This window comes from Brevundimonas sp. (assembly GCF_965227765.1).
Taxonomy (GTDB): Bacteria; Pseudomonadota; Alphaproteobacteria; order Caulobacterales; family Caulobacteraceae; genus Brevundimonas.
In genome coordinates this window covers 2,353,276-2,370,606 of record NZ_OZ245778.1, presented here as the reverse complement: position 1 = coordinate 2,370,606, position 17,331 = coordinate 2,353,276, and the positions used below count along the sequence as shown (strand labels likewise).

Annotated in this window: 19 protein-coding genes; 8 read left to right on the top strand and 11 right to left on the bottom strand. The window is 67.8% G+C overall.

All coding sequences use genetic code 11. The features are described from left to right. Positions 1-30 precede the first annotated feature (30 nt). The 4 genes from ACO05L_RS11430 to ACO05L_RS11415 form a co-directional block, all read right to left on the bottom strand. A complete protein-coding gene (locus ACO05L_RS11430) occupies positions 31-1,602 on the bottom strand; it encodes an EAL domain-containing protein (protein WP_421729296.1) in 1,572 nt (523 codons plus the stop codon). Between the two features lie 103 nt (positions 1,603-1,705). Beyond that, positions 1,706-2,155, bottom strand: coding sequence for a flagellar basal-body protein FlbY (locus ACO05L_RS11425; RefSeq protein ID WP_421729295.1), 450 nt, complete (start codon positions 2,153-2,155; stop codon positions 1,706-1,708). After that, positions 2,152-2,469, bottom strand: a complete 318-nt coding sequence (locus tag ACO05L_RS11420; RefSeq protein ID WP_421729294.1) for a rod-binding protein — start codon at positions 2,467-2,469, stop codon at positions 2,152-2,154. Before ACO05L_RS11420 ends, ACO05L_RS11425 begins: the two co-directional genes overlap by 4 nt. Beyond that, positions 2,469-3,572 carry a flagellar basal body P-ring protein FlgI gene (locus tag ACO05L_RS11415; protein ID WP_421729293.1) on the bottom strand — a complete coding sequence of 368 codons (1,104 nt, stop codon included), beginning with the start codon at positions 3,570-3,572 and terminating at the stop codon, positions 2,469-2,471. The genes ACO05L_RS11420 and ACO05L_RS11415 overlap by 1 nt, the downstream gene beginning before the upstream one ends. A 183-nt stretch (positions 3,573-3,755) precedes the next feature. Between ACO05L_RS11415 and ACO05L_RS11410 the strand changes: the two genes are divergently transcribed. Together ACO05L_RS11410 and dksA are read left to right on the top strand one after the other, a co-directional pair. Next, complete coding sequence (locus ACO05L_RS11410; RefSeq protein ID WP_421729292.1) at positions 3,756-4,187, top strand: flagellar assembly protein FliX; 432 nt, start codon at positions 3,756-3,758, stop codon at positions 4,185-4,187. A gap of 185 nt (positions 4,188-4,372) precedes the next feature. Beyond that, positions 4,373-4,807 (top strand): RNA polymerase-binding protein DksA, encoded by a 435-nt coding sequence (gene dksA, locus ACO05L_RS11405; RefSeq protein WP_421729291.1) that lies wholly within the window; start codon positions 4,373-4,375, stop codon positions 4,805-4,807. Between the two features lie 4 nt (positions 4,808-4,811). Here dksA and ACO05L_RS11400 read toward each other — a convergent pair whose 3' ends face one another. The 3 genes from ACO05L_RS11400 to ACO05L_RS11390 are packed head-to-tail and all read right to left on the bottom strand — an operon-like array spanning position 4,812 to position 6,783. After that, positions 4,812-5,570, bottom strand: a complete 759-nt coding sequence (locus ACO05L_RS11400; protein WP_421729290.1) for a pseudouridine synthase — start codon at positions 5,568-5,570, stop codon at positions 4,812-4,814. A gap of 57 nt (positions 5,571-5,627) precedes the next feature. Further along, positions 5,628-6,131 carry a GlcG/HbpS family heme-binding protein gene (locus tag ACO05L_RS11395; RefSeq protein WP_421729289.1) on the bottom strand — a complete coding sequence of 168 codons (504 nt, stop codon included), beginning with the start codon at positions 6,129-6,131 and terminating at the stop codon, positions 5,628-5,630. 16 nt (positions 6,132-6,147) lie between these two features. After that, positions 6,148-6,783, bottom strand: coding sequence for a DUF938 domain-containing protein (locus ACO05L_RS11390; protein WP_421729288.1), 636 nt, complete (start codon positions 6,781-6,783; stop codon positions 6,148-6,150). Between the two features lie 208 nt (positions 6,784-6,991). Between ACO05L_RS11390 and ACO05L_RS11385 the strand changes: the two genes are divergently transcribed. Then, positions 6,992-8,854, top strand: coding sequence for a phosphoenolpyruvate carboxykinase (GTP) (locus ACO05L_RS11385; protein WP_421729287.1), 1,863 nt, complete (start codon positions 6,992-6,994; stop codon positions 8,852-8,854). A 61-nt stretch (positions 8,855-8,915) separates the two neighbouring features. Continuing rightward, the gene (locus tag ACO05L_RS11380; RefSeq protein ID WP_421729286.1) at positions 8,916-9,944 is read left to right on the top strand and encodes an NAD(P)/FAD-dependent oxidoreductase; all 1,029 of its coding nucleotides are present in this window, start codon (positions 8,916-8,918) and stop codon (positions 9,942-9,944) included. Positions 9,945-9,947: 3 nt separating this feature from the next. On the opposite strand, the gene ACO05L_RS11375 is transcribed toward ACO05L_RS11380, so the two are convergent. Beyond that, the gene (locus ACO05L_RS11375) at positions 9,948-10,673 is read right to left on the bottom strand and encodes a TonB family protein (protein WP_421729285.1); all 726 of its coding nucleotides are present in this window, start codon (positions 10,671-10,673) and stop codon (positions 9,948-9,950) included. A gap of 185 nt (positions 10,674-10,858) precedes the next feature. On the opposite strand from ACO05L_RS11375, the gene ACO05L_RS11370 reads away from it, so the two are divergent. Next, on the top strand, positions 10,859-11,653 hold the full coding sequence (locus ACO05L_RS11370) for a transglycosylase SLT domain-containing protein (RefSeq protein ID WP_421729284.1): 795 nt from the start codon (positions 10,859-10,861) through the stop codon (positions 11,651-11,653). Positions 11,654-11,744: 91 nt separating this feature from the next. Continuing rightward, on the top strand, positions 11,745-12,884 hold the full coding sequence (locus ACO05L_RS11365; RefSeq protein WP_421729283.1) for a DUF2336 domain-containing protein: 1,140 nt from the start codon (positions 11,745-11,747) through the stop codon (positions 12,882-12,884). Between the two features lie 53 nt (positions 12,885-12,937). On the opposite strand, the gene ACO05L_RS11360 is transcribed toward ACO05L_RS11365, so the two are convergent. From ACO05L_RS11360 to ACO05L_RS11350, 3 genes are all read right to left on the bottom strand, one after another. Further along, the gene (locus ACO05L_RS11360; protein ID WP_421729282.1) at positions 12,938-13,414 is read right to left on the bottom strand and encodes an Hpt domain-containing protein; all 477 of its coding nucleotides are present in this window, start codon (positions 13,412-13,414) and stop codon (positions 12,938-12,940) included. Between the two features lie 68 nt (positions 13,415-13,482). Further along, complete coding sequence (locus tag ACO05L_RS11355; RefSeq protein ID WP_421731682.1) at positions 13,483-14,181, bottom strand: NAD kinase; 699 nt, start codon at positions 14,179-14,181, stop codon at positions 13,483-13,485. Between the two features lie 156 nt (positions 14,182-14,337). Further along, the gene (locus tag ACO05L_RS11350) at positions 14,338-15,489 is read right to left on the bottom strand and encodes a DUF2336 domain-containing protein (protein WP_421729281.1); all 1,152 of its coding nucleotides are present in this window, start codon (positions 15,487-15,489) and stop codon (positions 14,338-14,340) included. A 157-nt stretch (positions 15,490-15,646) separates the two neighbouring features. Here ACO05L_RS11350 and ACO05L_RS11345 point away from each other — a divergent pair, with 157 nt between their 5' ends. Together ACO05L_RS11345 and ACO05L_RS11340 are read left to right on the top strand one after the other, a co-directional pair. Then, the gene (locus tag ACO05L_RS11345) at positions 15,647-16,411 is read left to right on the top strand and encodes a class II aldolase/adducin family protein (protein ID WP_421729280.1); all 765 of its coding nucleotides are present in this window, start codon (positions 15,647-15,649) and stop codon (positions 16,409-16,411) included. Between the two features lie 17 nt (positions 16,412-16,428). After that, positions 16,429-17,211 carry a hypothetical protein gene (locus tag ACO05L_RS11340; RefSeq protein WP_421729279.1) on the top strand — a complete coding sequence of 261 codons (783 nt, stop codon included), beginning with the start codon at positions 16,429-16,431 and terminating at the stop codon, positions 17,209-17,211. The last annotated feature ends 120 nt before the right edge of the window (positions 17,212-17,331 follow it).

Sequence of the window (17,331 nt, the reverse complement as noted above, 5' to 3'; positions counted from 1 at the left end):
GGGCACGCAGGTCATCCGCGCGGGGGGCGTCTAGCCCCAGGCCTCGACCGTGCCGCGTCGCCGGATGGGCGCGACCGTCTGCGCGACGGTTCGGGGTTCGGCCTCGGCCTTGCCGAACAGCCAGCCCTGGCCGTAGTCGACCCCCAGGCCCTTCAGGATGTCGGCCGCGCCCTGGGTTTCGACGAACTCGGCAATGGTGGTCAGCTTCAGCGAGGCGCACAACTCGACCAGATGGGTGATCAGGGTGCGGGCCTTGGCGTCGCGTTCCAGGTTCTGGACGAACTTGCCGTCGATCTTGACCGTGTCGACCGCCAGGCCGTGGATATAGTCCAGAGAGGCGGCGCCAGCGCCGAAGTCGTCGATGCAAAGCTTGATGCCCGCTTCGCGAAGGGCGCCCAGGCGACGGTTGGCGGCGGCGAGGTCGGCGACGGCCGCCGACTCCGTGACCTCGATGATCAGGCGGCGGCGCTCGTCCGGGTTCGACGCGGTCATTCTCAACAGGCTGTCGACATAGGCGTCGTTGGCCAGAGACGCGCCGGAAACGTTGATGGCGATCTTCAACAGGCCCGAGCCGCGCTTTCTGAGTTGCATCAGGGCGCGTTCGGCGACGGCCAGATCGAAGGCCTCGATCAGGTCCAGCTCCTCGGCCATGCGGACGATGCCGGCCGGGCCGCCGTCGTTGGAGAAGCGCGCCAAGGCCTCGAAGTGATGCACGGCGCCGGTCTTCAGATCGACGATGGGCTGATAATGCAGAGCGAAGTCGCGGTTGCGAACCATGGTCTGGAAGCCCTCGGCCTCCTTGATCGTGCGGGCCAGGGCGGTTTCGAACGTCACATCCGGTCGGGCCAGGCCGCCGTCCTGCAGGCAGGCCTCGACGGCGAAGCGCATGGCGCGCAGGGCGTTCACGGGCGGCTGGGTGACGGTGGTGCTTGAGCCGATGACCTGGACGTCCAGACCCTCGGCCTTGGCCGTTTGCCGGACCTCTTCTTCAACATCGCGCTCGTTCGATCTGTCGCACAGCAGGGCGTAGCGTTCGGCGGTTAGACGGGCTGCACTGGCGCCCCCGACCGAGGCCGACTGCATGACGGATTCGATCCGGGCCGTCGCGCGTGCAGCAGTCTCTGGAGCAGCGGCCAGGCCCACGATGTCGATGAAGGAGACGGCGACCGATCCCCGGGCGGCTGTCTGCAGCACATCGCGGGCGCGAGCCAGCAGGGCGTCAGGCGTCAGGATCGGTTGCGCCGGCGCAACGGCGAAGGCAGGCCCCTCATAGCGGATCGAGCAGGAGGCGTTCGGCGCCAGTTCAGGCAGGAGAAAGGCGCTGAAGGCGGCGCGACGTTCCCGGCCTTCGCCGCAGTCCAGGGTGATCTCCAGCGGACCCAGCCTGGCGCCGGGTTTCAGGCCCTCGAGGCGAGAAGACAGGGCCGCGGCGCTGGCTAGCGTCAGGCGATCCGTGAAGGGTCGATTCTGGAATGTCTCCGGCCCCGTTGTCGCCGATGGGCCCGAGCCCAGGGCCATGGCGACAACGCCCTGCGGCGTCAGCTCGACCAGAAGGTCGGCCGAGGCGAAGGCGAAACCGAGCAGGCGCTTGCGGATGGGCATGACCATCGCTTAAGCCCAAGGTCTTAAGCGCAGCCGTAGCGGAAACGGTTAACGGCCGGGTTCCATTACGATTTCAGAGTTGTGGAAGCGACAGGGCTGAGCGTCAGGCGCTGCGGTTCAAGGTGATGGCGCGACCGTCGCCGGGGGCGGCATGACCCTTGGCGCCATAGCCCGTGCCCATGGCGCGACCGGCCGAGACCTCATGCGCAATGGCGCGGACGACGCCTTCGGAGACGATGCGGGCCGCCTCGACGGCCTGTGCATGGCGAGCCAGGACGGTCTCGAACCGACGTGTAGCCTCAATCAGAGAGGTCTTCTCCGCCTTGGACGCGGCGGCGATGACGCCGGGCGCGGCCTTCACCTGCGCCGAGTCGCGACGGTACTGGTTGGCCAGTTCCTGGGTCTGGGGCAGGCTGGCGACCACGTCTTGCGGGCGTCGCTCGGCGAAGGCGGCGGTCTCGGCTTCCAGCCGATCCGTCAGGCGGGTGGTCAGATCGGTCAGGCGGCGCGCCTGGATGCCTGCCGAAACCGGGTCGTTGGCGGGGATGTTCATGCGGCGGGCTCCGACTGCATCTTGATCATCTCGGCCATGACCGTATCGGCCAGGCCGACGCCGCCGGCGGAGACAGTCTGTTTGGCCATGGCGTCGATCATGAAGCTGCGCCACATCCCCTCGGCCTGACCGCCGCCGAAGGGGCCGTCGGTCTTCAGGCCCTCGAACATCGGCTTCATCATCTGCGACAGGAAGCTGGCCTCGAAGTCCTCGGCGGTCTTGCGCATCCGCTCGCGCTGGGCAGGCGAGACGGCCGACAGGGGCGAGGCGGCGCCGCCGCTGAGCAGGTCGGGAGAGACAGACAGGTCGGCCATTACATCACCTCGATTTCGGCCTGGAGGGCGCCGGCGGCCTTGATGGCCTGGAGGATGGAAATCATGTCGCGGGGCGAGACGCCCAGGGCGTTCAGGCCGTTGACGAGGGTGGATAGCGAAGTCGAGCCGTTGACGATGCGGATCTCGCGGCCAAGCTCCTCTTCCACTGTCACGGCGCTGTCGGGAACGACGACGGTCTGTCCCTGGCTGAAGGGGGCGGGCTGGCTGACCTGGGGCGTTTCCTGGACCGAGATGGTCAGGTTGCCCTGGGCGATGGCGACGGTGGAGACGCGCACCGCATCCCCCATGACGATGACGCCATTGACCTCGTCGATGATGACCTTGGCCGGAACATCGACGGCGACGGGCAGGTTCTCGACGCGGCTGATGAAGCCCGCCATGCCCATCTGCGGCGGCGCGCGCAGGGCGACGACCGAGCCGTTCTCGGCCAGGGCCGTGTTGGGGAAGGCGGTGTTGATGGCGGCGGCGACGCGCTGGGCGGTCGTGAAGTCGGGGTTGCGCAGGGTCAGGCGGACCTCCTGCATATTGCCGAACTGAAAGCCGGTCTCGGCCTCGACCGTGGCGCCCGAGGCGATGCGGCCGGCGGTGGGGACGCCGCGTGTCACCGACGAACCGGAACTGCCGGAGCCGGAAACGGAGCCGGTCTGCACGGACCCTTGCGCCACAGCATAGACCTGCCCGTCCGCGCCTTGCAGGCTGGTGACGATCAGGGTGCCGCCCAGCAGGCTCTTGGCGTCGCCCAGGCTGGCCACGCCCACGTCGATGCGGGCGCCCGGCGTGGCGAAGGCGGGCAGGTCGGCGGTGACCAGGACGGCGGCGGTGTTCTTGGTGTTGGCGTTGGCGCCGCGGATGTTGACGCCCAGACGCTCGGTCATGCCTTCCAGAGACTGGCGAGTGAAGGGCGCGTTGCGAAGGCTGTCGCCCGTGCCGTTCAGACCGACGACAAGGCCGTAGCCGACCAGTTGGTTCGTCCGCACACCCTCGATGGCGGCGATGTCCTTGATGCGCGACTGCGCCGCCACCGGACCTGAGAACAGGGTCGTGGCGGCGAGGGCGAACAGGACGGTAAGCAGCTTTTGCATCGAGGATGTTCCGAAGATCACGATCAGAAGGCGCGATGCGAGGATCATGCCGCTGGAAAAGCTATTTGATTTCAATGGAGGGCTGGCCGATTGGAGCGTCGGCCCCGGCAGTTTCTGCCCGGCCGTTAACCAAACGGTGACTCTCCTCGGCGAGGGTTGGCTCATGCACCGGAGCGTCCAGTCATGAAGGTCACCGGCCCTACCGGACCCGCCACGACCCCCGCGGCTCGGCCTGTCCGAACTGCAGGATTTTTCAGCGTGTCGAGCGCGGGCGCGTCCAGCGCTCCGGCCACGGCTTCCGCAACCTCATCCGCCGGCGGCGTCGCCGGCCTGTCCGCCCTGATGGCCCTGCAGGGCGTAGAGGATCCGCTGGAGCGACGGCGCCGTGCGATCCGACGTGGCGGCGGGCTTCTGGATCGGCTGGACGAACTGAAGCTGGCCTTGCTGGCTGGCGAGGCAGGCGAGGGCGTTCTTGATCGCCTCGGCCGCACCCTGCGCGAGGAACGAACCGACGCCTCGGATGAGGATACGGGCCTGAGCGGTCTGCTGGATCAGATCGACTTAAGAGCTGCGGTAGAGCTTGCTAAGGCGGAAGTTCGCCGCAGTGCAGCATAAAACCATTCGAAATCGTTGAGCTTTTTCGCCTGAAGCCACTTATGGTGATGAAGAATTGTCACGGTTCGCCGCTACAGAGCCCGCCTGTCATCACGGATCCGCGAACCGCGTTGCTCCGACTCTGATGATCGGACTATAGGCGGATTGCGCCACAGGGGGGCGTCTTGGTGATGAGCGTAAATGCGATGAACGCCGTAGCGTCCATTGTCGCCGAAGAGCCGGTCCAGTACCGGCCCACCGACGACGAGCCGTTCATGAACGAGCGGCAACTTGCCTATTTCAAACACAAGCTTATGGCCTGGCGCGATGACATCCTGCGCGAGTCCAAGGGCACGGTGGTCAACCTGAAGGCCGAAACCGAGAACCACCCTGATATCGTGGACCGGGCCTCTTCCGAGAGCGATCGGGCGCTGGAACTGCGGACTCGCGACCGTCAGCGCAAGCTGATCTCCAAGATCGAGGACGCCATCCGCCGTATCGAGGATGGCTCATACGGTTACTGCGAGGACACGGGCGAACCCATCTCTCTGGGCCGTCTGGAAGCGCGTCCGACCGCGACCCTGTCGGTCGAGGCCCAGGAGCGTCACGAGCGCCGCGAACGCGTCCACCGCGACGACTGATTGATCAGCCGCCGACCAGGGCCTTGCGCTCCTCGGCGGTGATCATGCGCCACTGGCCCTCGGGTACGCCGTCCAGGCGGATGGGGCCGATGCGGACGCGGATCAGGTCGATGACCTCAAGATCGACCATCTCGCACATCCGGCGGATCTGCCGATTGCGGCCTTCGCGCAGGATGAATTTCAGGCGGAAGCTTTCCATACGGCTGACATAGGCGGGGCGCAGTTGGCGACCGTCCAGCATCAGGCCGTGACGCAGGATCTTCAGCTTCTTCTCGGTCACGTCACCCGCGACGCGAACCAGGTACTCCTTGTCGAGGTCGCTGTCGGGGCCGATCACGGCCTTGGCGACCACGCCGTCCGACGACAGCAGCAGCAAACCGCGCGAATCCTCGTCCAGTCGGCCGATGGGGGGCAGGGAGGCGTCCTTTGCCGGCGCCGCGCCCTCGCCCAGACGGTTTTCCTCGGTCAGCAGTCGAACGGCTGGAATCTTGTCAGGCTCGGGCTGGCCCGAGACATAGCCGATGGGCTTGTGCAGCAGGATGGTGACGCCCGCCGCCAAGGTCTGGGACGCCGCGTCGGACAGGGTCAGGGTCTGGCCTGTCTCGATCTTGCGGCCAGCGTCGGCGACCACGACGCCATCGATGGAGACCAGACCGGCGGCGATCAGGGCGTCGGCCTCGCGTCGGGAGCAGATGCCCGACTGGCCCATCCACTTGTTCAGTCGCTGAGGTTCGTCGCCGTCATAGGTGCGGGTGATGGTCATGGCCGTCCGTAGCGGGTTCCTCCCGCGTGGGGCAAGCGGGTCGGGACAGGCGAAGCCCTATGGCAGCGTCGCGATGGCGATCTCGGCGATCTCATGATCCTGTGCCGCTGATCCGCCCGAGACGCCTATGGCGCCGATGACGCGGCCCTCGACGACGATCGGCACGCCGCCGCCCAGCGGAAGCGCTTCGGCCGTACCCAAAAGCACGATCCGGCCGTCCATGACTCTTTCTTGCTGGGTCATCGTGGCCTGGCGAAAACGAGCGGACGAGCGGGCCTTGTCCTGGGCGAGGGTAAGGGAGACGTACTGGACATCGTCCATGCGGGCGAAGGCCACCAGCTCGCCAGAGGGCTCGACGACGGCGATGGCCATCAGCAGGTCGGCGTCGCGAGCGGCCTGGAGGGCTGCGGTCAGCAGGGCCTGGGCGGTCTCAAGGCGGATGGGTTCGCCATAGGCGCGCAACGGCGCGGAGGCCTGGGCGGGGGTGGGCGATGGGGCAGTCTGCGCGCCGGCCGTGGAAGCGAGGCCGGACAGGGCTGCGGCAAGAATCACAGGCTTCATCGGCGTTTCCTCGTGGTCAGACATGGCGAAAGATCAGCGACAGGTTGTTGGCTGGCATTTCGATCCTGCGCGTCAGATGCAGGCCGTGACGGCGAGCCTCGGCGACGACGGCGTCGAGATCACGCAGGCCCCAGTCGAGGTTCCGAGCCTTCAGGCTGTCGTCGAAGGCGGCGTTGGAAGGCGCAAGGGGGATGCCCGCCTCACGATAGGGGCCATAGAGAAACAGGAGCCCGCCCGGCCTGCGCAGGACGGCTGCGGCGCCCGCCATCAGGCCCTGCGTCGCCGCCCAGGGGCTGATGTGGATCATGTTGATGCAGACCACGGCGTGGTGAAGCTCGCTCGGCCAGGTTTCAGGCCTAGCAGCGTCCAGATCGACGGCAGCGGCCAGGTTCGCGGTCCCGATCTGATCGCGCCAGGCGTCGATGCTGGCGCGGGCCTCTGTGCTTGGGTCGCTGGGAATCCATGACAGGCCGGGCAGGGCGGCGCTGAAGGCCAGGGCGTGCTCGCCGGAACCGGCAGCGATCTCCAGCACCTGGCCCGACGCCGGGAGGTGGGCTTTCAGCACGGCCAGGATGGCAGCTGTGTTGCGCGCCACGGCAGGCGAGGCCAGGGCGCCGGTCGGTGTCTGGGTGACGGAATCGAGGGTCTGCACGACCGAGGTTCTAACGCGCCGGGCCCTCGCTCAGGAAGGACAATCGGTCCCCCCAGCCCACGCAGGCCGCGAAACCACGGGTAAATTCATGCCGCAGTTGACGCAGGGGCCGGGCGCGTGGTTCTGAAGCCGTAACGATGCGTGAAGACACGTAACAATACCGCCTAGAGCGACGTCAGATCGCCGGGCCGCTTCAGGAGCTCAGCCGTTGTCAGCCGTTCAGGTCGAATCCCGCAATTCCGTACCGGGCCTTCATCCGGCCCCCACCAAACACAAACGCCTGGTCGCGTGGGTCGAGCATATCGCCGCCCTGACGCGACCCGACCGCATCCATTGGTGTGACGGTTCCGAGGCCGAGAAGGCCGCCATCGTCGCCGACCTGATCGCCAAGGGCACGCTGAAGGCTCTGGACCCGATCAAGAAACCCGGCAGCTTCTATGCCGTTTCCGACCCGCTGGATGTGGCCCGGGTCGAAAGCCGCACCTTCATCTGCTCTGATGACGAACTGGACGCCGGCCCGACCAACAACTGGGCCGATCCCATCGAGATGCGCGATCGTCTCGACGGCCTGTTCGACGGCTGCATGGTCGGCCGGACCATGTATGTCGTTCCCTTCTCGATGGGGCCGCTGGGCTCGAAGATCTCCGCCCTGGGCGTCGAGATCACCGACAGCGGCTATGTCGCCGTGTCGATGGGTATCATGACCCGCATGGGCAAGCCTGCGCTGGACGTGCTGGGCGAGGACGGCGTGTTCGTGCCCGCCGTGCACACCTTGGGCGCGCCTCTGGCCGAGGGGCAGGCCGATGTGCCCTGGCCCTGCAACCCCGACAAGTGGATCGTGCACTTCCCGGAAACGCGCGAGATCTGGTCCTACGGCTCGGGCTATGGCGGCAACGCCCTCTTGGGCAAGAAATGCTACGCCCTGCGCATCGCCTCGGTCATGGCCCGCGACGAGGGCTGGCTGGCCGAGCATATGCTGATCTTGAAGCTTACGAGCCCTGAGGGCGCGGTGAAATACATCGCCGCCGCCTTCCCCAGCGCCTGCGGCAAGACCAACCTGGCCATGCTGCAGCCGACCCTGGCCGGCTGGAAGGCCGAGACCATCGGCGACGACATCGCCTGGATGCGCTTCGGCGACGACGGCCGCCTGTACGCCGTGAACCCGGAGGCGGGCTTCTTCGGCGTCGCGCCGGGCACCAGCCATGCGTCCAACACCAACGCTATGGCGACGCTGGCCTCCAACACCGTCTTCACCAACACCGCCCTGACTGCCGACGGCGACGTCTGGTGGGAAGGCATGTCGAAGACGGCGCCGGAAGGCCTGACGACCTGGAAGGGCGCGGCCCACGACCCGGCCTCGGGCGAGCCCGCCGCCCACCCGAACGCCCGCTTCGCCTCGCCGGCGTCCCAGTGCCCGACCATCGCGCCGGAATGGGAAGACCCCAGGGGCGTGCCGATCGACGCCATCCTGTTCGGCGGCCGCCGCGCCTCGGCCGTGCCTCTGGTGACCGAGGCCTTCGACTGGGAGCACGGGGTCTTCATGGGCTCGACCGTGGCGTCCGAAGGGACCGCCGCCGCCGAGAACGCCATCGGGACCCTGCGCCGCGACCCCTTCGCCATGCTGCCCTTCTGCGGCTACAACATGGGCGACTATTTCAAGCACTGGCTGAGCCTGGGCGAGAAGGCCGACGCGTCCAAGCTGCCGCGCATCTATTTCGTCAACTGGTTCCGCAAGAACGAGGACGGCCAGTTCGTCTGGCCGGGCTTTGGCGACAACTCGCGCGTGCTGAAGTGGATCGCCGGCCGTCTGGACGGTCAGGCCGAGGCGGTGGACACGCCGGTCGGTCGCGTGCCGGCGCCGGGCGCGCTGGACCTGTCGGGCCTGGACCTGTCCGAAGCCGATCAGTCGATCCTGTTCGACGTCGACAGCGCCGTCTGGAGCGAGGAAGCCGCCCTGATCCCGGCCTTCTACGAGACCTTTGGCGACCGCCTGCCTGCGCCCCTGTGGCGTCAGCATGAGGCCCTGGTCGAGCGGCTGAACGCCGAGGGCGCACTGGCCGTGTCGGCCTGAGGCTCACAAGCGTCGGCCAGGGTGTCTTGAAATCATGGGACAGGCGGGGGAAGGGACGAATGTGCCTTCCCCCGCTTCCGTTTCCGCTCCGTTATCGACCGATGTCGTGATCGTCGGCGCGGGGGTGCTTGGCCTGTGCACGGCCGTCACCCTGAAGCGGCGAGGCCATCGGGTTGCGGTCATCGACCCGGGCGGGCGCAATGCCTCGGCCGTGGCGGCGGGGATGATCGCGCCGGCCCTGGAGGCCGCGCTCGATGATGTGACGCCCGAGCGCGCCGCCCTGTTCCGCTCGGCGCGGCGGGTGTGGGACGATTTCGGCGTCGATCTGGAGCCGGGACCTGCGGCCTGGCGCGGACCGGGCGGCGAGGCGGTCGCGGCGCGTCTGAAGGCCCTGGGGTTCGCTGTCCGTGTCGAGGGCGCCGACGTGCTGACGCCCGAAGACGTGCGGATCGAGCCGGAAACCGTTCTGGCCGCCTGGCGCGAGGATCTGCAGGAAGGCTGGATCCAGGACACTGCTCGTCAGATGGAGCGGGTCGGCGAGGGCTGGCGCGTGACCGGGGCCGACGGCGGCGTCATCGAGGCTCCCTTTGTGGTGCTGGCCAGCGGGACGGCGACGGCGCCTGGCGGGTCGCCTCGGGCGGTCGCGGGATTGATCCAACAACTCCAACCCATTCGCGGCCAGATCGGCTGGACGGCCGAACGGCTGAGCGACCGGGTGATGCGGGGCGAGGGGGCCTATGTCGCGCCAAGCCAGGGCGGAACCCTGATCGGGGCGAGCATGGAGGCGGGGCGTCGCGATCTGGAACCCGAGGCCGAGACCGGCCAGCGGTTGCTGGCGGCGGCCGGGCGTCTGGTCGGGCGCGACCTGTCGGGCACGGCGATGGACTGGCGCGTCGGCATTCGCGGATCAACGATTGATGGCCTGCCCCTGGCCGGCGCGACGGGCGAGGCGGGGCTGTTCCTGGCCCTGGCGCCGCGGCGCAACGGCTGGCTGCTGGGGCCCCTGATCGGGCAGGTGGTCGCCGATGGGATCGAGGGCCGCGCGACCTCTGTCGAAGCCGCCGCCTTCGATCCCCGACGATTCTTCTGAGCGTCAGTCCGCCAGGTTGAAGCGGATGGTGACGTTGACCGTGGCCCCGTCCACCGCCTGGCCGTCCACCGTGCGCGGGCTCATGCGGAAATAGCGGCTGAGCTGAACGCCCGCCCGACCGAAGCCCACGCCCTGGGGCGTTTCCGAAGTCGCCGCGCAGCCATTGAGCGTCCCGTCCACTTTCACGGTGCAGCGCAGGGAGGTCGAACCGGATAGGCCGCGATCTATGGCCCTTTGCGGATAGGCCCGCATCAGCTGGTCGGCATTGGGCCGGGCGACCCACTGGGGATTGGTGATGACCGAGGCTCTGGGCGGCGTCTCAGGCTCGGCCACGCCGGTGGGCAAGGCGTCGGGCACGGGAACGCTCAGGGTGATCGGGCCCGTGGCGGCAGGCGCGTCCGTGACGGCCGCCGTCAGCACCTCAACCGGCGTCGACGGCAGGGGCGTGCGGTGGACTGCCGTGTTGGGCCTGGGCGGCAGGGGCGAGGGGGTGGGATCGACCTCGACCGGCTTGGGCAGGTGCATGGTCACCAGAACCGAGGGCGGCTCGGCCAGGGGTGGCGCGCTGTCGGTCTGGACCTTCTGGTAATAGAGAGCCACGCCGACCGCGATATGGGCGGCGCTGACCAGACCGATGGCGATCCAGGTCTCGCGCTTGAGCGGCTTTCTGCGGTCTGCGAAGTCGATGGGGCTGACCAGTCCGGGTCCGCCCGCTGTCTGTATCATCATGGCCGTCACTCCGTATCGAAGCGCCGCTCCCCAGCTGGCCCGTGAAGACAGGATCGCGCGGCCTATGTGGCTGGTTTGAGGCGCAAAATGAGTGATCAAGCGTCACCTTGCGGGTGTGACATACGGGTCTCAGGTCGCTCGATATTAAGATTCAATTAACTACGTTCATCCAGCCTGCCGGCATTATGACCATCGGAGCGATTCCCTCTTCTGGCGGCGTGGAGGCGGCCATTCGGCGCGCCTCGAGCGCGACCGGAGTCGACTTCGATTTCCTGATGAAGACGGCGCGTCGTGAGAGCGCGATGAACCCCTCGGCGCGGGCGCGGACCTCTTCGGCGGCGGGTCTGTTCCAGTTCATCGAACAGACCTGGCTGGCGACGGTGAAGTCCTCGGGCGCCAAGCATGGCTATGGCCAGTACGCGGACCTGATCCACCGGGGTAACGACGGGCGCTGGCGCGTCGAGGGCTCGGCCCGGAACGTGGTGATGGACCTGCGATTCGACCCCCAGGCCGCCTCGACCATGGCGGCGGAGCTTACAGCGTCCAACGCCTCCTACCTGCGGGGCCGCACGGGGCAGGAACCTGGGGCCGGCGACCTGTACGCCGCCCATTTCCTGGGACCGGCCGGGGCGGCGCGATTGATGGAGGCCATGGGCAGTCGGCCGGGCGCCAGCGCCGTGGCCATGTTCCCAGACGCGGCTTCGGCCAACCGTTCGATCTTTTATCGCGACGGCCGGGCGGCGACGGTGGCGGAGGTGCACGCCAATCTGCAGCGCACGGCGGGGCAGGGCGCGCCCGCCGCCACCTCGGCAAGCCCCGCCACCCCGCCGACCGACGCTCAGCGCGACATCATGATGGCGGCGCGGCTGGACCGGCTGAAGCAGGAGCAGACCCTGTTGGCCATGCTGCTGGGCCAGGACGGAGAGGGCGGAAAGTCGGGCTTTGGCGGCGCCTTCGGACCCGACCCCGACCGCGCGTGACATCCGGTGTTTGCCCAGAGGGTAAACCGGGCGTTAAGCATGATGGCCCAGGGTTCGTGACACGCTTCCGATTCTCGCCAGAGCCTCATTCATGACCGCCTTCCGCGCCCGTCTGACAGAGATCGACATCCGCCGCCTGATCAAGGCGACGGACGACGACGACCGCGCCGCCGCCGCACACAAGCTGTGCCGCAGCATGGATCGCGGCGAACTGACCCAGGAGGACCGCGAGGCGGCCCAGAAGATCATCCGCGTCCTGGCCAACGACGCCGCCGAACTGGTGCGCCGGGCCATGGCGGTGACGCTGAAAGCCTCTGATCTGATCCCCAATGACGTGGCGCGGCGGCTGGTGCTGGACGTGGACAGTGTCGCCCTGCCGATCATCGGTTCTTCGCCGGCCTTCACCGACGACGACCTGATCGAGATCATCCAGGCCGGCTCGGCCGCGCGTCAGATCGCCATCGCCGCCCGGTCCAAGGTATCACGCGACGTGGCGGACGCCCTGAGCGTCGACGGCTGCGAGCCCGCCGTGCGGACCCTGGCGTCCAATGACAACGCCGATCTGTCGGAAGGCAGCATGGGCCAGATCGTCGACCGGTTCGGCGACACGCCCGAGATCATCACCGCCCTGGCCTATCGCCAGGTGTTGCCGCTTGAGATCACCGAGCGGCTGATCGCCCTGGCCGGAGAGGCTGTGCGCGAACATCTGGTCAGCCGCCACGCCGTGGCCCCCGAGACGGCGATCCGGCTGGCGACCTTTGCGCGCGAGCGGGCGACCATCGATCTGGTCGATCAGGCGGCGCAGAGCGCGGACCTGCCGCAGTTCGTGGCCCAGCTGAACGCCCGCAAGGTGCTGACCAGTTCGCTGCTGCTGCGGGCCCTGGCGCGCGGGCAGATGGTGATGTTCGAGCATGGTCTGGCCGAGCTGGCGGCGACGCCACACGCTCGTGCCTGGCTGATGATCCACGACGCCGGTCCGCTGGGGCTGAAGGCCATCTACGACCGGGCGGGAATGCCGCCGCGGCTGTTCCAGGCTTTCCGCGCTGGCGTGGATACCTGGCGCACCCTGCAGGCCGAGGGTGTCGATACCTCGGGCGACGCCTTTCGCCACAAGATGCTGGAGCGGTTCCTGACCCAGCGTCCCAATGCGCCGCGCGACGACCTGGCTTATCTTATGGAGCGGCTGGACCAGAAGCCCGCGCCGGTGGTGCGAGCTGCGAACGCCGCCTGAACCGGCGTGCGGGCTCGGCCCCAGCAATCGGGCCCAGCAATCAGCCCCAGTAATCAGCCTCTGTGGGCGGCGACCTGGGCTTCCAGAGCCTCGGCCAGGATGCGGCCTGTCGGGTGTTCGTCGGTCTTGATCTCGTCGCGAACGACAGCCTTGATCGCATCCACATGGGCGTCCAGCAGCACCGGCGGCACATCCATCCGGCGCGTTGAATCGTCGAGCAGCTTGCACAGCGATCCGGCCATGCGGGTCACCAGCGGATACTGGTAAGTCGTGCCCAGCCCCTTGAGATCATGGGCGCGAAAATAGAGGGCTTCGGCGGTGGCCGGGGTGAAACCTTCGGTGCGGATTGCGGTCTGGGCGGCGTCCAACTTGACGATCTCGTCCTGCAGCCACTGGCCGAACTGGGCCGACATGGCCTCCAGCGCAGCCTCAGCCTTGGCGATGGCATTGGCGTCGATGCCGCCAAAGCCGCCGCCGACCTTCATGCGCAGCATGTTGGGGGGACGGATCACCTGAACCGGATTGCTCACTGCAGACTCCTTCGACGAACCGCCGAAGGTTGCGCCAAGGGGTTTAAAAAACCGTGACCCGGTTAGGGTTAGCCGCTGAACTGTTCCGAGAGCACCCGTTCCTCGAACGAGCGGCCGGCTTCGAACAGCATGGTCAGGCCGACGTCGCGGCGCTCGCGAACTTCGACCCGAGCCACGCTGCGGACCTCCAGGCCGTCGGCGACGGCGCTGACGGGGCGTTTGTCTGGCTCCAGCACCTCGAAGGTGACCTTGGCCTCGTGCGATAGCAGAGCCCCCCGCCAGCGACGGGGCCGGAAGGCGCTGATCGGCGTCAGGGCCAGCACCCGAGCGTCCAGCGGGATGATCGGGCCGTGGGCCGACAGATTATAGGCCGTAGATCCTGCGGGGGTGGCGACCATGCAGCCGTCGCATGACAGGTCTTCCAGCCTGACCTTGCCGTCCACGCTGATGCGCAGCTTGGCGCTCTGGCGGGTCTGGCGCAGCAATGACACCTCGTTGATGGCCAGGCCGCTGACGACCTCGCCTGCCTCGGTCCAGGCGTCCATCTGCAGCGGGTGGATGATGGCCCGTCCGGCGCCGGCGATCCGCTCGACCAGATCGTCTTCCTCGAAGTCGTTCATCAGGAATCCGACCGAGCCCCGGTTCATCCCATAGACGGGCGTGCGCCGGTCCAGATGGGCGTGCAGGGTTTCCAGCATGAAGCCGTCTCCGCCCAGGGCGACGATGACCTCCGCCTCGGACGGCGGCACGGAGCCATAGCGCTGCATCAGGCGCTTGCGCGCGAACTGGGCCTCGGGCCGCTCACTGGCGGTGAAGGCGAGCGCGAGCTGGCGGGTCACGGAAAGAATGGGGTCAGGCGAGTGTTCACCGCGCCACGCAAGCCGAGCCGGAGGGCGAAGTCAAACCGTTCTCTGCGACAGAGGTCAGGCGGCGCCGATCAGGGCGCGGAATTCCTGCGCGGCGGCGGCGGGCGACAGGGTCATCTGGGCCCAGTTCGCGCCCTGTGTCTTTCCGGGCCAGCCATCGGTGAGCTTGCGGACCTCGTCCAGCACGGCGGGCAGCACGGCGCGGTCTATGCCGACGGCGTTGCAGGCCAGGCAGAGGGCGTCTGGCGAGGAGCGCATCACGGCGCTGCGCACCTGGGCCACCGAAAACCCGCCTAGGGTGGCCAGGCCGTGCTCGAACAGGGTCAGGCGCTTTTCGCGGATGGCGCGGATCAGGAAGCCGGCGCGCAACTGGCCCGCGCTCTGCAGCTTGGCGACCAGGCGTCGCTCCATCTCCTCGCGCTCGGCGACATTGGGTTCGTCGACCGAGACCGAAGGCGTCCTCTGCGGGCCGACGGACAGGACAGCGGCGTCGATGGCCTCGCCCACGGAGGCGTCATCGACGCGGAAACGTTCGCTGATCGCCTGGCGCAAGGCCTGGCCGACCCAGGAATAGAGCTGTCCAGCCAGCACATCGTTGAGCCGGGGGTGGCGGGTGAGGGGCGCGCGCAGGGCGGCGATGCGGCGCGATTGCTCGACCAGGCGGCGCAGGCCGTCTTCGCTGATCTCGGCGGTGCGGTTCGAGGCCAGGGCCGTCATGGTCGCCGGTTCTGCGGCGTCGATCACCGCATCGGCGACAACGCCCGACAGGCGAGGACGGCGTGCGACTTCGATATGGTGCTCCAGAGTCGCCTCGACGAGGATCTTCAGCAGGTCCCTATCTTGCAGCAGCGGGCTGCGGGCGATGATAGGGCGGGCGATCTCGATGTCGTCCAGCGCCAGCATATTGATCAGAGCGGGCGGCGCCCATTCGGCCGAGGCGAGGCTTTCCGACAGGCAGCGGCGAATATCGTGCTCGGCCTGTGCGGCCAGGGCCATGAAAATTTCGCCCATGACCGGCGAGACCTGACCCTGGGGCGGCGTCGCGTCGCACATGGCGGCCAGGGCCAGCAGCAGGCGTTGGCGATCATCGGTGGTACGGCTGCGCGCCAGACTCAGCAGGTCGGACGGCGACACGGCGGCCGCACGGGCTGCGCCGGTCGGGGCGGCCGGACGGGCGCTGAAGGTCTGCAACGAGGCGGCTGCGGTCACAGGCACGGTCCAGGTCGGAGGAGTCCGATTGCCCCAGAATGGGACCGCCTAGTGAAAACGGGGTTAACGAAGCCTGAAGCAGCTTTGCCGTGCCGCTTGACGCCGATCCGGGCCGGAGCGACCTTGCCGGACAGAACAAGAAGACGAGGAAAGCTCCATGGCCGACGGTTCAGCTCCATCCCTGAAGTCCCGGGTCTCCGACGCCGAATGGCAGGTTCGCGTCGAACTGGCCGCCCTGTATCGCCTAGTCGCCCTGCATGGCTGGGACGACATGATCTTCACCCACATCTCGGCCCGCGTGCCGGGGCCGGAGCATCATTTTCTGATCAACCCCTACGGCTGGTATTTCGAGGAGATGACGGCGTCTTGCCTGGTCAAGGTCGATCTGGACGGCAAGATCGTTCAAGACACCCAGAGCTTCATCAATCCGGCTGGCTTCACCATCCATTCCGCGGTTCACGCGGCGCGCGAGGACGCGCATTTCGTCCTCCACCTGCACACGACGGCGGGCGTGGGCGTTGCGGCCCAGCAGGAGGGCCTGCTGCCTATCGGTCAGAACGCCTGCCTGCTGCAGCATCAGGTCGCCTATCACGGCTATGAGGGTCTGGCGCTGAACCACGACGAGCGCGAGCGGCTGGTGGCGGATCTGGGCGACAAGCCCCTCATGCTGTTGCGCAACCACGGCACCCTGGCGGTGGGCCAGACGGCGGCGGCGGCCTGGATCGGAATGTTCTTCCTCGAGCGCGCCTGCGCCCAGCAGGTGGCGGCCCTCTCGGGCGGTCGCGAACACGTCCTGATCGCTCCGGATGCGGCGCAGGAGGAAACGAAACAGCAGGGCGGCGGGCTGCCGTTCGTCGCGGCCCTGGCCTGGCCGGGCGCGCTGCGGATGCTGGATCGCAAATCGCCGGGCTACGACGTCTGATGATCCGGGCGGCGCCTTTGACCGGCGCCGTTCTGATGATGGCCATCCTGTTCGTCCCGGCCATTGCGGCTGCGGGGCCATGGACCCTGCCCAAGGGCAAGGGGCAGGTGATCGTCAAGTATGAGGACATGCGGGCAGACGAGGGCTTCGATCCCTCTGGCCTTCGCTTGCCGCTGTGGGCCGAGCAGCGCGATCAAGCCCTGCGGTCCTTCACCGAATACGGTCTGACAGATCGGCTGACCCTGCAACTCAAGGCGGACTGGCAGGAGGGGGAAGACGCGTTTTCCAGCTATGAAGGACGGGGGCCCATTGAGGTCGGAGCCACCTGGCAGGCGTGGCGCACCGATCGGTCCGCCGTCAGCCTCTACGCCGGATACGCCTCGAACGGAGACGGCCGCAACGCCCTCTATGCCGAGCCTGGGGTAGGCGAGGATGATGTCGAAGTCAGGGTCTCGGCAGGCCGATCGTTCGACGGCGGCTTCGGTTGGAAGGGGCGGGGATCCCCGGACCGCAGCTTCGCCGAGATTCAGGCCGCCGCCCGGTCGCGCGACGGCCTTCCCGACGAGGTCCGCATCGACGCGACGTTTGGCAGTCATTTCGGAGATCGCTGGATGGTGCTGGGCCAGGCCTTTGGCGGGTTTGCCGATGGCGAAACGGGGGCGCGCTGGTTGTCGGTGGAGACCACGGTGGTGCGGCATTTCGGCGCCTGGAGTGTGCAGGCGGGGTGGCGACAGGCGGTTACGGGTCGCGAAGCTCCGGTGTCGCGAGGGCCGGTCCTGGCGCTCTGGCGGCGTTTCTGAAGAAATCTGCGCATTCAACGGCCGCGCGCGACGGAATACCGGGCCGGTAACGTTACAGACACGTCATTTGCCTCGGCGGCAGGACTCGTTAAGGCCACGCCATTCAGTTTTCGGAGTTCA

Excerpts from the sequence above, each read along its gene's own strand:
- ACO05L_RS11430 (WP_421729296.1), bottom strand. The coding sequence starts at position 1,602 with ATGCCCATCCGCAAGCGCCTGCTCGGTTTCGCCTTCGCCTCGGCCGAC.
- ACO05L_RS11425 (WP_421729295.1), bottom strand. The coding sequence starts at position 2,155 with ATGAACATCCCCGCCAACGACCCGGTTTCGGCAGGCATCCAGGCGCGC.
- ACO05L_RS11420 (WP_421729294.1), bottom strand. The coding sequence starts at position 2,469 with ATGGCCGACCTGTCTGTCTCTCCCGACCTGCTCAGCGGCGGCGCCGCC.
- ACO05L_RS11415 (WP_421729293.1), bottom strand. The coding sequence starts at position 3,572 with ATGCAAAAGCTGCTTACCGTCCTGTTCGCCCTCGCCGCCACGACCCTG.
- ACO05L_RS11410 (WP_421729292.1), top strand. The coding sequence starts at position 3,756 with ATGAAGGTCACCGGCCCTACCGGACCCGCCACGACCCCCGCGGCTCGG.
- dksA (WP_421729291.1), top strand. The coding sequence starts at position 4,373 with ATGAACGCCGTAGCGTCCATTGTCGCCGAAGAGCCGGTCCAGTACCGG.
- ACO05L_RS11400 (WP_421729290.1), bottom strand. The coding sequence starts at position 5,570 with ATGACCATCACCCGCACCTATGACGGCGACGAACCTCAGCGACTGAAC.
- ACO05L_RS11395 (WP_421729289.1), bottom strand. The coding sequence starts at position 6,131 with ATGAAGCCTGTGATTCTTGCCGCAGCCCTGTCCGGCCTCGCTTCCACG.
- ACO05L_RS11375 (WP_421729285.1), bottom strand. The coding sequence starts at position 10,673 with ATGATGATACAGACAGCGGGCGGACCCGGACTGGTCAGCCCCATCGAC.
- ACO05L_RS11370 (WP_421729284.1), top strand. The coding sequence starts at position 10,859 with ATGACCATCGGAGCGATTCCCTCTTCTGGCGGCGTGGAGGCGGCCATT.
- ACO05L_RS11365 (WP_421729283.1), top strand. The coding sequence starts at position 11,745 with ATGACCGCCTTCCGCGCCCGTCTGACAGAGATCGACATCCGCCGCCTG.
- ACO05L_RS11355 (WP_421731682.1), bottom strand. The coding sequence starts at position 14,181 with ATGCAGCGCTATGGCTCCGTGCCGCCGTCCGAGGCGGAGGTCATCGTC.
- ACO05L_RS11345 (WP_421729280.1), top strand. The coding sequence starts at position 15,647 with ATGGCCGACGGTTCAGCTCCATCCCTGAAGTCCCGGGTCTCCGACGCC.